Annotated in this window: 15 protein-coding genes; all 15 read right to left on the bottom strand. The window is 56.7% G+C overall.

Features of this window, described 5'->3' with window-relative positions:
• Positions 1-7: 7 nt before the first annotated feature.
• Positions 8-1,111 carry a 3-isopropylmalate dehydrogenase gene (gene leuB / locus AUQ42_RS14745; protein ID WP_068519854.1) on the bottom strand — a complete coding sequence of 368 codons (1,104 nt, stop codon included), beginning with the start codon at positions 1,109-1,111 and terminating at the stop codon, positions 8-10.
• A 92-nt stretch (positions 1,112-1,203) separates the two neighbouring features.
• Positions 1,204-1,815 carry a 3-isopropylmalate dehydratase small subunit gene (gene leuD / locus AUQ42_RS14740; protein WP_068519853.1) on the bottom strand — a complete coding sequence of 204 codons (612 nt, stop codon included), beginning with the start codon at positions 1,813-1,815 and terminating at the stop codon, positions 1,204-1,206.
• A gap of 4 nt (positions 1,816-1,819) precedes the next feature.
• On the bottom strand, positions 1,820-2,008 hold the full coding sequence (locus tag AUQ42_RS14735; protein WP_068519852.1) for a hypothetical protein: 189 nt from the start codon (positions 2,006-2,008) through the stop codon (positions 1,820-1,822).
• A gap of 11 nt (positions 2,009-2,019) precedes the next feature.
• Positions 2,020-3,426, bottom strand: coding sequence for a 3-isopropylmalate dehydratase large subunit (gene leuC, locus AUQ42_RS14730; RefSeq protein WP_068520007.1), 1,407 nt, complete (start codon positions 3,424-3,426; stop codon positions 2,020-2,022).
• 575 nt (positions 3,427-4,001) lie between these two features.
• A complete protein-coding gene (rplS, locus tag AUQ42_RS14725; RefSeq protein WP_068519851.1) occupies positions 4,002-4,406 on the bottom strand; it encodes a 50S ribosomal protein L19 in 405 nt (134 codons plus the stop codon).
• A gap of 3 nt (positions 4,407-4,409) precedes the next feature.
• Positions 4,410-5,126, bottom strand: a complete 717-nt coding sequence (trmD, locus tag AUQ42_RS14720; protein ID WP_068519850.1) for a tRNA (guanosine(37)-N1)-methyltransferase TrmD — start codon at positions 5,124-5,126, stop codon at positions 4,410-4,412.
• 3 nt (positions 5,127-5,129) lie between these two features.
• Positions 5,130-5,804, bottom strand: a complete 675-nt coding sequence (gene rimM / locus AUQ42_RS14715) for a ribosome maturation factor RimM (RefSeq protein WP_068519849.1) — start codon at positions 5,802-5,804, stop codon at positions 5,130-5,132.
• A gap of 47 nt (positions 5,805-5,851) precedes the next feature.
• Positions 5,852-6,262 (bottom strand): 30S ribosomal protein S16, encoded by a 411-nt coding sequence (gene rpsP / locus AUQ42_RS14710; protein ID WP_068519848.1) that lies wholly within the window; start codon positions 6,260-6,262, stop codon positions 5,852-5,854.
• 148 nt (positions 6,263-6,410) lie between these two features.
• Positions 6,411-7,898 carry a signal recognition particle protein gene (ffh, locus tag AUQ42_RS14705; RefSeq protein WP_068519847.1) on the bottom strand — a complete coding sequence of 496 codons (1,488 nt, stop codon included), beginning with the start codon at positions 7,896-7,898 and terminating at the stop codon, positions 6,411-6,413.
• Positions 7,899-8,142: 244 nt separating this feature from the next.
• Positions 8,143-9,012, bottom strand: a complete 870-nt coding sequence (gene panC, locus AUQ42_RS14700) for a pantoate--beta-alanine ligase (RefSeq protein ID WP_068519846.1) — start codon at positions 9,010-9,012, stop codon at positions 8,143-8,145.
• A 54-nt stretch (positions 9,013-9,066) separates the two neighbouring features.
• Positions 9,067-9,912, bottom strand: a complete 846-nt coding sequence (gene panB / locus AUQ42_RS14695) for a 3-methyl-2-oxobutanoate hydroxymethyltransferase (RefSeq protein ID WP_068519845.1) — start codon at positions 9,910-9,912, stop codon at positions 9,067-9,069.
• Between the two features lie 215 nt (positions 9,913-10,127).
• Complete coding sequence (locus tag AUQ42_RS14690; protein ID WP_068519844.1) at positions 10,128-10,826, bottom strand: cyclic nucleotide-binding domain-containing protein; 699 nt, start codon at positions 10,824-10,826, stop codon at positions 10,128-10,130.
• Between the two features lie 78 nt (positions 10,827-10,904).
• Complete coding sequence (ccoS, locus tag AUQ42_RS14685) at positions 10,905-11,093, bottom strand: cbb3-type cytochrome oxidase assembly protein CcoS (RefSeq protein ID WP_068519843.1); 189 nt, start codon at positions 11,091-11,093, stop codon at positions 10,905-10,907.
• 4 nt (positions 11,094-11,097) lie between these two features.
• Positions 11,098-13,521, bottom strand: coding sequence for a heavy metal translocating P-type ATPase metal-binding domain-containing protein (locus tag AUQ42_RS14680; RefSeq protein WP_068519842.1), 2,424 nt, complete (start codon positions 13,519-13,521; stop codon positions 11,098-11,100).
• Positions 13,518-14,036 (bottom strand): FixH family protein, encoded by a 519-nt coding sequence (locus tag AUQ42_RS14675; RefSeq protein ID WP_068519841.1) that lies wholly within the window; start codon positions 14,034-14,036, stop codon positions 13,518-13,520. Before AUQ42_RS14675 ends, AUQ42_RS14680 begins: the two co-directional genes overlap by 4 nt.
• Between the last annotated feature and the right edge of the window lie 17 nt (positions 14,037-14,053).

Genomic DNA, 14,053 nt, shown 5'->3' with positions numbered 1-14,053 from the left:
CGAAGGATCAGACAAGTTTGTCGAGTTCGTTGATCAGCGACTCACCCATGACGGTGGTCGAAACTTTTGCCATGCCCGGCTGCATGATGTCGCCGGTGCGAAGGCCGCCCTTAAGGACGTTCTGAACCGCATTTTCGATCAGGGTTGCATCGTCGCCCATGTCGAACGAATAACGCAGCATCATGGCAAAGGACAGAATGGTTGCCAGCGGGTTGGCGATGTCCTGACCGGCGATGTCCGGTGCGGAACCGTGTACCGGCTCATAAAGTGCTTTGCGTTTGCCGTCAGCGTCGGCCGCACCAAGCGATGCGGACGGCAGCATGCCGAGCGACCCGGTCAGCATGGCAGCGCAATCCGACAGAATGTCGCCAAACATGTTGGTGGTGACCATCACGTCGAACTGTTTCGGGTTACGAACCAACTGCATGGATGCGTTATCGACATACATGTGGCTGACTTCGACTTCCGGGAAGTCCTTGGCAACGCGTTCAACAACTTCGCGCCACAGAACGGTGGATTCCAGAACGTTGGCCTTGTCGACCGAGCACAGACGCTTGTCACGTTTCATGGCCATGTCAAAAGCAACGCGCGCAATGCGTTCGACTTCCGGTTCGGAATAGACAAGGGTGTTGAAACCGGTGCGAACACCGTCGCGTTCTTCGATGCCGCGCGGCTGGCCAAAATAGATGCCGCCGGTCAGTTCGCGCAGGATCATGATATCGAGACCCTTGACGACTTCTTCTTTCAGGGTCGATGCACCAACAAGGGCGTCAAACACCAGTGCCGGACGCAGGTTGGCAAACAGGCCCATTTCCTTGCGGATTTTCAGAAGACCGCGTTCCGGTTTGATATCAAACGGAAGATCGTCCCATTTCGGACCACCAACAGCACCAAGCAGAACCGCGTCCGCTGCCATTGCATCGGCAAGGGTTTCGTCGGTCAGCGGGTTGTTATGTGCATCGATCGACGCACCGCCAATCAGGCCTTCGGTGATTTCGAAGTTCACATTGCGCTTTTTCGCCATCCAGTCCATGACACGCTGGACCTGACGCATGACTTCGGGACCAATTCCGTCGCCCGGCAGCATCAATACTTTTTTGGTGGTGGTCATAAAAGAATCCTTCCCAGATATTTTCGGGGCCGCTCACCCCGTAGCGATAGAAAAGGGGCGGCAAACGAAACCGTTCGCCACCCCTTTTTGAATTAGAGCGACAACCAGGGCTGCGACGCAGCGCGCTTGGCTTCGAATGCGTTGATGGCATCGGATTTCTGCAAGGTCAGACCGATGTCATCAAGACCGTTCAGCAGGCAATGCTTGCGGAATTCTTCGACTTCGAACTTGATGCAGCCGCCATCCGGACCGGTGATTTCCTGATTTTCCAGATCAACGGTGACGGTGGCATTGGCACCGCGTTCGGCATCGGCCATCAGCTTGTCGACATCTTCCTGCGGCAGACGGATCGGAAGGATGCCGTTCTTGAAGCAGTTGTTATAGAAAATGTCGGCAAAGCTCGGTGCGATCACGCAACGAATGCCGAAATCAAGCAGCGACCAAGGCGCGTGTTCACGCGACGAACCACAGCCGAAATTGTCGCCAGATACGAGGATCTGTGCATTGCGATAGGCCGGTTTGTTCAGAACGAAATCGGGGATCTCGTTGCCATTGTCGTCGTAGCGCATTTCATCAAACAGGTTCTTGCCAAGGCCAGAACGTTTGATGGTTTTAAGGAACTGTTTGGGGATGATCATGTCGGTATCGACATTGATCATCGGCAGCGGTGCAGCAACACCGGTGAGCTTGGTAAATTTTTCCATCGTCTTATCCCTTGCTTCCGGTTTCCCAGGCCAGGCCCAGTGCTTCGATCAATTCTTCGGTCGCGTCGAGTTCCTGAGCGACAAAGTCGGGCAGGTTGATGCCGGTCAGTTGGGGCAGAAGTTGCTCCAGCACGGCAGCACGTCCCATACGGGGGGCGTTTTCGCGAAAATTGATGAATGCGGTATCGGCCATGGGAACCTTCTTTAACCGAGTTTGCGAATGTCAGTCAGGTGACCGGTGATTGCAGCAGCTGCTGCCATGGCCGGGCTGACGAGGTGGGTACGACCACCACGACCCTGACGGCCTTCGAAGTTACGGTTCGAAGTCGAAGCGCAACGCTCGCCCGGGGCCAGACGGTCCGGGTTCATTGCCAGACACATCGAGCAGCCCGGCTCGCGCCAGTCAAAGCCTGCTTCGATGAAGATTTCATGCAGGCCTTCTGCTTCGGCCTGTTCCTTGACCAGACCGGAACCCGGAACGATCATGGCATTGACCGACGGCGAAACCTTGCGACCCTTGGCGACTTCGGCAACGGCACGCAGATCTTCGATACGACCGTTGGTGCACGAACCGATGAACACGCGGTCGATCTTGATTTCTTCGATCGGGGTGCCAGCCGTCAGACCCATATATTCGAGGGAACGGGCGATTGCCTTTTGCTTGCCGGCGTCCTTGCCGTCGCTTGGCGACGGAACAACACCGGTAACCGGTACGACGTCTTCCGGGCTGGTGCCCCAGGTAACCTGCGGGACGATGTCGGCCGCATCAATTTCGACAATCTTGTCGTAATGGGCACCTTCGTCAGACGGCAGGGTTTTCCAATATTCAACAGCCTGTTCGAATGCGGCACCTTTGGGGGCCATCGGACGGCCTTTGATATATTCAAAGGTTTTCTCGTCCGGTGCGATCAGGCCGGCACGTGCGCCACCTTCGATCGACATGTTACAGACGGTCATGCGGCCTTCGACCGACAGCGAACGGATCGCCGAACCGGCATATTCGATGACATAGCCGGTACCGCCAGCCGTGCCGATACGACCGATGATCGCAAGGGTGATGTCCTTGGCGGTAACGCCCGGATGGAGGTCGCCGTCAACCTTGACCAGCATGTTTTTAGCCGGTTTCTGAACCAGGGTCTGGGTTGCCAGAACATGTTCGACTTCGGACGTGCCGATACCGAATGCCAGGGCACCGAATGCGCCGTGGGTCGAAGTGTGGCTGTCACCACAAACCATGGTCACGCCAGGAAGGGTAAAGCCTTCTTCCGGGCCGACAATGTGAACGATACCCTGACGCAGGTCGTTCATCGGGAAATAATGAATGCCGGTTTCGCGCGCGTTCTGGTCAAGGGTTTCGACCTGAATGCGGCTGTCTTCTTCCTTGATGCCCTGGGACCGGTCAGACGTCGGAACGTTGTGGTCGGGCACGGCAAGGGTCAATTCGGGATGGCGCACTTTGCGGCCGGAATTGCGAAGACCTTCGAATGCCTGCGGGCTGGTAACTTCGTGGACGAGATGACGGTCAATATACAGCAGGCAGGTGCCATCATCCTGCGTATCGACCACATGACTTTCCCAAATCTTGTCAAAAAGGGTTTTAGGTTGACCCATCTCGACCTCCTCATAAAACATCGATCTTTTGAGCAGCAACAACCGCCCCGTCTGTGTGGCCCGGAATGTCTCGAAAAATACGCATGGTGATCCTGCCCAAGGCAGCAGATCGGTTATGGCGTTTTCTCCGGCGCAACCGGCTTAATCCGGTTTGCGAAATTTTATTATCCAGAACCACGCGGGTTTGATTGTTTTTGCCGCGGGAGTGCCTTTATACACCGCGGCCTTTAAATCGCAAGGTGCGGTGCGCGTGTTTTACTGTCATTTACACCCGGAAATTGAATCGCGAAAATTACAGCATCCCAGAGTAGCCAAATCCAGTGAAATCGATATAGGTTAGGGATATCTGATATAAAAAAAGCTGATCAAATAATGGTATGGTTTCTGCGGGTCTGGTTATATCAGGCGGAAATCGGGCGATTCGCTATAATGCAACTTTAGGATGTATTTTTGCATTTGTTTCGCCCCCGGTTGGCGCGAAGGTGTAATGCTGGCGTCAACGAAGGTACAAAAGAAAACGGGCCCACCCGAAGGTGAGCCCGTCTTTTCGTCTGACATAGCCAAACGGCGGAGAATTACTTCTTCGCGCGTTCTGCTGCGGTCAGTTTGCCTTTGTGGCCGGTGGTCTGCTCGGCGATACGTGCAGATTTACCGGTACGACCACGCAGGTAGTAAAGTTTCGCGCGACGAACGTCACCGCGGCGAACGACTTCGATTTTGTCGATGGCCGGGGAGTACGACTGGAAGATACGCTCAACGCCTTCGCCCGATGCGATTTTACGCACGGTGAAGGAAGAGTTGAGGCCGCGGTTCTTCTTGGCGATGCAAACGCCTTCGAACTGCTGGATACGCTCACGGGTACCTTCAACGACTTTCAGGTGTACACGAACGGTATCACCTGCGTCGAATTCCGGAACTTCGCGCTGCGCAACGATTTTGTCGAGCTGCTCATTCTCGAGCTGCTGGATGATGTTGGTCATGGTTTAACCCTCTTTGATGTTCCCGTTTGCGACATACTGGTCCCAAAGGTCCGGGCGTCGCTCACGAGTAATTTCTTCTGCCTGTGCATGCCGCCAGGCTTGTACCTTGGCATGATGTCCGGAAAGCAAGATCTCCGGCACGTCACGCCCGTTCCAATTGGCCGGGCGCGTGTAATGCGGATATTCAAGCAACCCGGTTTCAAAGCTTTCCTCGTCGACGGATTCGGTCTTGTTGACCGTTCCCTCGATGAGGCGAATGCACGATTCAATCAGGACCATGGCCGGCAGTTCGCCGCCCATGAGGATGTAATCGCCGATGCTGATCTCTTCGGCCTGGTGTTCATCAAGTACGCGCTGGTCGATACCTTCGTAACGACCGCACAACAGGATGGCACCCGGGCCCGCTGCCAGTTCGCGGCAACGTTTCTGGTTCAGCACTTTTCCCCGCGGGCTGAGATAAATCAGCGGCAATTGCGGTGCGTCGGCACGCAATTCACGCAGGGCAGCGTCGACAATATCCGGGCGCATGACCATGCCGGCCCCGCCCCCGAAAGGATTGTCGTCAACAGTGCGGTGGCGGTCGGTTGCATGATCGCGGATGTCTTTGACATCAAGCGACCAGATCCCGTTCTCAAGCGCCTTGCCAGCCAAAGACTGACCAAGCACACCCGGGAACATTTCCGGGAACAGGGTTGCAACTTTTGCCTGCCACACAGACATCGATCAGGCCTCCTTTCCGCTGCCGGTCGCGGTTTCCGCGCCTACTGCATCGGCAGTGACGGCATCAGAATCGCGGTCGGCCTGAGAGTCCTTGCGGGATTTGTTGGGACGGCGGCTGCGATTGCCGGGTCCGTCTTCATCCTGAAGGAGCCCCTCGGGCGGATTTACCACCAGCTTGCGTTCCGAAAGCACCACATCGGGAACAACTTCCTTGGTAAACGGAAGAACGACAACCTTGCCACGGACTTCTTCAAGCGCGACTTCGATTACGTCGCCAGCGCCAAAATCAGCCACGCCCCGTACGGTCCCGAACAGCGATCCATCAACGTGGAAGGCCTTCAGACCGACAAGGTCGGCAAGATAGAATTCGTCTTCATCTTCCGTCTCGGGCAGTGCCGCCCGTGGTACATGAAGCTTGGTACCCCGCAGCCGTTCGGCGGCGTCCCGGTCGTCCACACCTTCGATCTTGGCGATCAGCTGGTCGCGGACATGTCCGACAGGAGAGAGCTTGTATTTCACGCGTCCCTTGGCGTCGAACAACGGGCCGTAACCGACAAGGTTATCCGGGTCGACGGTATAGCTTTTGACGCGCACGGCACCACGCACCCCGTGCGGGGCGGTGATCATGCCGACGCAGACATAAGCTTCGTCGTTCTTGGATTTGCGGGTATCAGCCATTTCGGTTCACAAGTTTCCGGTATCTGATCAAAGCGTGCGTTCAGCGATTACTCGCCTGCAGCTTCTTCAGCAGGTGCTGCTGCTTCGGCAGCGGCTTCCGCAGCAGCGGCAGCAGCAGCTTCAGCTTTTTCAGCTTTCTCACGAAGACGTTCCTGGGCTTTCGCTTTCGGAGCCGACTTCTGCGGCTGTTCGGTCGGTTTGAACGCGTCAGCAAGGCCAGCCTTGCCAAGGAAGCGTGCAACACGATCGGTCGGCTGTGCACCAACAGACAGCCAGTATTTGATGCGCTCTTCTTTGAAGGTCACGCGGTTGTCAGCATCCTTCGGGAGCATCGGATCATAGGTACCGACTTTCTCGATGAAGCTGCCGTCACGCGGAGCACGAACGTCAGCAACTACGATACGGTAGTACGGACGCTTCTTGGCACCGCCACGGGAAAGACGAATCTTGACAGCCATTCGGATAAGTTCCTTTCAGCTTGGGTTTGTAGTCTTCTAAATCAGGGCCCCGAGGGGCCTATTCGCTAGTCTTGTAGTCTGCGGTCTTGCGACCGTTTCGGTTCCTAAGAGGCATTCTTGAGAACCTGTTTAAGAACCTGGGGTCTGGCTATTTCTTTTTGCCAAATCCCGGGAATCCCGGAGGAAGGCCACCGCCGCCCCCCAATCCCGGCAGGCCGGGCGGCAAACCGCCCCCGGCACCGGGGAAACCTTTTGGCAGATTGCCGAGGTCGGGCATTTCGCCGCCTTCAAGCATTGCCGGATCCATTTTCGGCATGCCGCCAAACAGACCCTTTTTGCCCATCTTGCCCATCTTTTTGATCATGGTGGACATGGTCTGATATTGCTTGAGCAGCTTGTTCACGTCCTGAACCGTCAGGCCACAGCCCGCGGCAATACGCTTTTTGCGCGATGCCTTGATCAGGGCCGGGTTTTCACGTTCTTTGGGCGTCATCGACAGGATGATCGCTTCCTGATGGGTCAGAAGTTTCGGATCAAGCTTGGTCTGCGACATCTGTTTTTTCAGTGCGCCCATGCCCGGCAGCATCCCCATGATGCCGGAAAGATCACCCATCTTCTGAAGCTGCTTGAGCTGTGCGAGAAGGTCGTTCAGGTCAAACTGACCCTTGCGCAGCTTCTTCGCCATTTTCTCGGCGTCTTCGGCCTTGATCGTTTCAGCGGCTTTTTCAACCAGGCTGACAACGTCGCCCATGCCAAGAATACGGTTGGCGATACGATCAGGGTGGAAGGCTTCCATCTCGTCGATCTTTTCGCCGACACCGATCATCTTGATCGGGCAGCCGGTAATCTGACGCATCGAAAGGGCCGCACCGCCGCGCGCATCACCGTCAACACGGGTCAGAACGATACCGGTGATGCCGACCTTTTCGGCAAATTCCTTGGCCACATTGACCGAGTCCTGACCGGTCATCGCATCGGTGACCAGAAGAGTTTCGACCGGGTTGACCGCATCACGGACCTGGGCGACTTCGCTCATCAGTTCCATGTCGATATGCAGGCGGCCGGCGGTATCAAGGATGACGGCGTCATAGCCTTCCTTGCGGCCGGTATCCATGGCGCGTTTTGCAATCGAAACCGGCTTTTCGCCAAGAACGATCGGCAGAACACCCAGACCATTATCGTCGGCCAGCACTTTCAGCTGCTGCTGGGCGGCCGGACGATAGATATCGAGCGATGCCAGAAGAACCTTCTTGTTGCGCTTCTTGGTCAGGTGCAGCGCGATCTTGGCAGAGCTGGTGGTCTTACCCGAACCCTGAAGACCAACCATCAGGATCGGCACCGGCGGGGTCGAGGCAAGATTGATCTCTTCGCCTTCGCCCAGCATGTTTTTCAGTTCGTCATGGACGATCTTGACGACCATCTGGCCCGGGGTGACCGAGCGCAGAACGTCCTGACCAACCGCACGTTCGGTGGCGTTGGTGATAAAGGTTTTGACGACCGGCAGCGCAACGTCAGCCTCAAGCAGGGCGACGCGTACTTCGCGCATGGCTTCCTTGACGTCGGATTCCTTCAGCGCGCCACGTTTGCGCAGCTTATCGAGAACTCCGCCAAGGCGATCGCTTAGTCCTTCAAACATTCCAAATCCCGTCTGTGTTGCCGGTGTTTCCACCGCGTACGCACAAAAAACTAAAACCCAGTGCTCGAAAACTCGAGGACTGGGGGAGTCACCCCTTGGGCGACCTTTGGTGAGGAGGGTTTATTGGATCGGGGGTGGGGAGTCAAGCGCAATCGGGCGCAAAAGCGCGATGTTCTGCGCTTTTCGAGTCATTTCGAACCCAATCCCCGATTCTGATGGTGCCCGGGGGCATCCAACCGGATGTTCAAACCGCCGGGCTGACCGGATCAATCGCGTGATTGTCAATCAGGCGGGCCTTGCCAAGACGCGCAGCAACAAAGATTCGCGCGGGTCTGGTGACGGTTTGGCTGACCAGTTCAAGCGTTTGCGCATCGCGAACTTCAAGATAGTCGATCGGATTGAACCCGGCGGCCAGAATATCTTCGCGCCCCTTGGCCAAAAGTGGTCCAAGTTCGGCACCCTTGGCGGCCCTGGCGGTGATATCGGCCAGAACACGGTTCAGAACTGGCGCGGTTTCGCGTTCCTGTGGCGACAGATACCGATTGCGTGACGACATGGCCAGACCGTCTTCTTCGCGCAGGATCTTGGCCCCGATAATGTCGACCGGAATGTTGAGATCCGCACTGAAACGGCGGATGACCATCAGCTGCTGATAGTCTTTTTGGCCGAAAATCGCGCAATCGGGCAGTGCTTGAAGCAGCAATTTGGTAACAATCTGGGCGACGCCATCGAAATGACCGGGGCGGGCCGCCCCGCACAAAACATTGGTCATCGCGCCATCGACACTGACCTTGGTGGCAAAGCCGTCGGGATACATTTCCTCGACCGAGGGGGCAAAACACAGTTCCACCCCGGCAGCATCAAGAAGTTTCTGATCATCGGGCAGGGTGCGGGGATAGGCGCCGAAATCCTCGTTCGGGCCGAACTGGGTCGGATTGACAAAGATCGATACGATCACGCGGTCGGCATGTTCACGGGCAAGACGGGTCAGGCTGATATGGCCGTCATGAAGCGCACCCATGGTTGGCACCAGGGCAACACGCAGACCCTGCGCGCGCCAGTCGGCAACAGTCGCGCGCAAATCTGCGACGGTGTGAACAGTCGTAAGAGGCATCGTAATCGTCGTATCGAAATTTCAAGAAATCGCGGCGGTCAGAACCATCAGGTATCAGACCGCGCGCAAGTTACCTTTTTTGGTAACGCCAAAGCAATGTTCATCCGCCGGGAACTGACGGTTGCGTACTTCGCTTGCATACTGACCGACCGCCTCGGAGACGGCATCGCCCAGATTGGCATAGCGTTTGACGAATTTTGGCGTGAAATCCGAAAACAGGCCAAGGATGTCCTCGGTGACGAGAACCTGGCCGTCACAGGCCACCGATGCACCGATCCCGATGGTCGGAATATCGATGGTTTCGGTGATGTGGCGGGCGACCGGTTCAACCGTTCCTTCGACCACGACGGAAAAGGCGCCGGCGTCGGCGACAGCACGGGCATCGGCCAGGACTTTTTCAGCAGCAGCTTCGCCGCGCCCCTGACTTTTGAAACCGCCCATGGTGTTGACCTGTTGGGGCATCAGGCCGATATGGCCCATGACGGGCACGCCGCGCTGGGTCAGAAATTCGATGGTTTCGGCCAGTTCGGCCCCGCCTTCGAGCTTGACCGCGGCACAGCCGGTTTCGGCAAGAATATGCGATGCGGTCCGGAAAGCCTGTTCCTTGGATTCCTGATAGCTGCCAAATGGCAGATCAATCACGACACAGGCATTTTTCGAGCCGCGCATGACCGCCTTGCCGTGATTGACCATCATGTCGACGGTCACGGCAAGCGTGCTTTCCATGCCATAGACAACCATGCCCAGTGAATCACCGACCAACAGAAGGTCGCAATGTTCATCGAGGCGCTGGGCCATTGGCGTTGTGTAAGCAGTCAGGCAGACAATCGGTTCGCCCCCCTTGCGGGCGCGAAGCTGTGGGACGGAAACCCGGCCCATCTTTTTTGTGGTGGCACTCATGACGTTTCTCCCCCGGTTCGACCGGATTTGGCTGCCCGATCTGTGTCGGGCGTGCCGTCATGTTTACAATATGATGACGGTATTCGGGAAATATTTTTTCGCAATCGCGAAATAGGCAATTCGGCCAACAGGTTATCAATTGACCGAATTTGCGCTTTTTCCTCGCATCATTTCAAAGACGCAGTCAGCATTACTGTGCAGTCGCACAAAAGAATTCAGAGGCCTTCGGCAAGGTCTTCGAGCATATCAAGCCCGACCGCTTCGATATGGCGGTTATCCTTGAGCGAAATCGTTGCTTCCTTGCGCAGTTGCGTCAGGGTGCGCGACACGGTTTCGATGGTCAGACCCAGATAATCGGCAATGTCGGACCGGCTCATCGGGACGTTGATGGTATCGGTATTTTCACCGCGATGTTCCTGGCGGCGGGCCAGCATCAACAGGAAGGATGCGACCTTTTCCTTGGCGGTCTTGCGGCCGAGCAACAGCATCTGGTCCTGTGCGGCGGCCAGTTCGTCCACCGCCATGCCCAGCATGCGTTTTTCAAGATGCGGGAACTGATCAAACAGCTTTTCAAGTTTCTGACGCGGGAAGCGACAGGCCGTGACCGGTTCGATTGCCTCGGCGGTGTAGCTGTAATTGGCATTCAGGGCCAGTCCCAGAAAGTCGCCTGCAAACAGGAAACCGGTGATCTGACGGCGACCATCACCCAGCAATTTGTACAGTTTGACCGAGCCCGACGTGACGTTGAAGACATAGTCGGCTTCTTCGGCTTCGTGGAAGATGGTGCTGTGTGAATCAAACTGGACGTGAGTCAGCAGTTGGCGCAGCTGATCATGTTCAGCCCCGTGCAAAGACGAGCAGAAGGTCAAGTCCTTGATAGAACAGGCTTCGCAAAGTTGGGGGCGGACTGCCATCGCAGACTCCGATACTGGTGACCCGATACATTGAGTAGCGTTAATTTATGCGAACAGACAGGAGCGTTTCAAGTTATTCTAACTGTCATTGTGGTGGAATTTCTTGGATTTAGGCGCAAACTGGTCGTCATCGTCGTCAAACAGGATGCGATTGGCGGCCCCTTCCATGTCGTCGAATTGCCCGGAACGCAGCGACCACAAAAAGGCACCAAGCCCCAAAAGACCCAGAAACAGCGCGATCGGGATCAGGAGAAGAAGGTTGCTCATGCCATTAGGCTCCTGCCTGTTGGGATGTGGGGCGCAGGGGCGCGATATCAAGGTTTGGCGATTGTCCGGATGTCTTGGCATGCAGGCGCAAGGCATTGGCAATAACAATCAGCGATGACGATGACATGGCGATGGCTGCAATCAGGGGGGTGACAAAGCCCGATACCGCAAGGGGAATCGTAATCAGGTTATAGGCAAAGGACAGGGCGAAGTTCTGACGCACCAGCCGGTCGGCCTTGCGGGCGACGTCGATGGCTTCGATGACGGCACCCAGCCTGTCGCCCTGAAATACGATATCGGCCGCGTTTTGCGAAATCTCGGCAGCGGTTGCCGGTGACATTGATGCATGGGCACAGGCAAGAGCCGGCGCATCATTGATGCCATCGCCGACCATCAGATCAAACTTGCCGTCATCTGCGCGTTTCTGAACAAAGCCGGCCTTGTCGGTCGGGGACATGCGCGCATGCCAGTCACGCAAGCCGATTGTTTCGGCAAGCTGGCGGACCGTGCTGCTGCGGTCCCCCGACAGCAATGTCATATCAAATCCACGCGCACGCAGGGTATCAACCACCGTGACCGCGTCACTGCGCGGTGTGTCGCGGAACACAAACCGGGTCGGTGATTTTCCCGGTTCTGCCAACCACAATTCCGGCCCGGTGACATCAGACGGCAAATCGGCGTTTTCCGCGATATCGCAAAATGTGCGACTGCCAAGCAAAATGGTGCCAAACGGTGTATGCGCCGTCAGGCCAAGACCGGGCTGTTCGGTGACATTGGCCATGGCCGCAACATTGCCAGCCGCACGCACCAGGGCGCGGGACAATGGATGATTGCTGTTGGCGGCAATGCGGGCGGCAAGTTCAAGCGTTTCGGCGTCGGTCTGGCTGACCAGTTCGGGTTTGCCGGTGGTCAGTGTTCCGGTTTTGTCAAAGATGATACCGGTAATTTTGGTCAGCCGTTCAAGTGCGGTTGCCGATTTGACAAGAATTCCGGCGCGTAACAACCGGCCGGTGGCAATGACCTGAACGACCGGAACCGCAAGGGCCAGCGCACAGGGGCAGGTAATGATCAGAACCGCAATCGCATTCATCAGCGCATCCTGCCAGGCAAGACCGCCAATCAGCCACCAGCCGACAAAAGTGGCCAGCGACAGGAAATGAACAACCGGGGCATAGGATTTGGCCACCCGGTCGGCAATCGCGACATATTTGGCCCGACCCTGTTCGGCATTTTCCATCAGCCGGACAATTTCCGATAGCAGGGTATTGCCGCCGGTTGCCGTCACACGAATGCGCAAAGGCGCGGATATATTGGTCGTGCCGGCAAAGACTGTTTTGCCCGGGCGGGTCAGGACCGGGATGCTTTCGCCGGTGATGACGCTGGTATCAATGTCGGACTGGCCGTCGATGACTTCACCGTCAATGCCGATCCGTTCCCCCGCCGCCGTCAGAACGACCATGCCCGGTTCCGCCTTGTGCGGGGCGATCAGGCGACGGGTTCCGTCATCGTCAATGATGGTGATTGACCGGGCATTCAGAGACAAAAGATGTTCGGCCGCCGACCGTGCCTGTCCACGGGCCCGCCCGTCCAGATAGCGACCAATCAGCAGGAAAAACAAAAGCGTGATCGCGCTGTCGAAATAGGCATGCGGTTCGCTACGAATGGTTTGGGCAAGGCTCATGCCAAGGGCAAGGATCACGCCAAGGCTGATCGGGACATCCATATTGACCCGGCGGTTGCGGATGGCACCCAGTGCGGAGCGATAAAACGGCATCCCGGCATAGGCCGCGGCAGGCAATGCAATCAATGCCGATAACCAGTGAAACAGATCGCGGGTTGCCCCGCCCATGCCCTGAAAATACCCGGCCCAGACAGAAACCGATAACAACATCACATTGCCGGCAGCAAATCCGGCCACGGCCAAACAGCGCAGCAATTCCTTGTTGCGGGATACGGTTGCCTGTTCAAGGGCGGCGGGATCAAACGGGATCAGGCGATAGCCCATCTGCAAAACCGGTGACAGGATGGCCCCGATATCGGACGACGCACCCTGCCAGCTTAGACGCAGGCGGCGGGTCGTCATATTGACCCGGGCACGCGTCACGGCATCGTTGCGTTGCAACAGAGTTTCGATCAACCAGACACAGGCCGCACAATGGATGCCATCCACCATCAGATTAAGATGGTGGGTGCCGGTGTCATCGGTGCTGGCCAGTTCGGTGAAATCAAGACTGCCAAGCGTTTCTTCATCCGGGCGCAGGGCGCGGATTTTGGGATCAACCGCGCGGCGTTTGTAATAGGATGAAAGCCCCAATTCGCCCAGCAGCTCATACGCCCCGGCACATCCCGCACAGCAAAAGTCAGGCCCCGCCGGTGACGAGGCAGTGACCGGTTCCTGGCAGTGACGGCAAAGGGCGGGCTGAGTCATGGATTGATGACGACGTTTTCAAGTGTCTGGTAATCATCGCCCATGGCATGGGCGATGGTGCGGACCTGCCAGCGACCATATACCGGGAAAGATGCACTTGCGCGATATTCGCCCGGTGCAACTTCTGCCATCGGGATGGTCTGATCCATGTCGTCGCGGTCCGAACGGGTCAGGACGACCGACATTTTTGCACCACTGATCGGGTTGCTGTCCTTGTCACGGAACAGCACAGTGACAGTGCCCGACTGATTGATGACACCCCCGACCGTCAGTTTGCTGCGCCAACCAAGTTCGGCCTGACGGGCCGCACCGGAAATTGCGGCATTGTAGTTGTTGCCTTCTTCAAAGGCGTGCTTGGTGACAAGGCCGTTCCAGCTGGTCATGGAAAAAGTGATCAGCGAAATATTGGCAATCAGCATGATGGCAAAACCGCCAACAAAGTACCAAGGGATCCAGCGATCCGATTTGCGCGGGCCGGTTTGATCAGAAGAAGGAGACGTCATATGCGTTGCCATTGCTTGTCTTTCCTGTG

Origin of the sequence: Thalassospira sp. MCCC 1A02491 (assembly GCF_001613785.1) — a bacterium.
In the GTDB taxonomy this organism is placed as follows: domain Bacteria; phylum Pseudomonadota; class Alphaproteobacteria; order Rhodospirillales; family Thalassospiraceae; genus Thalassospira; species Thalassospira povalilytica.
The sequence above is the reverse complement of the archived record's forward strand: the minus strand, read 5'-3'. Positions and strand labels throughout refer to the sequence as shown.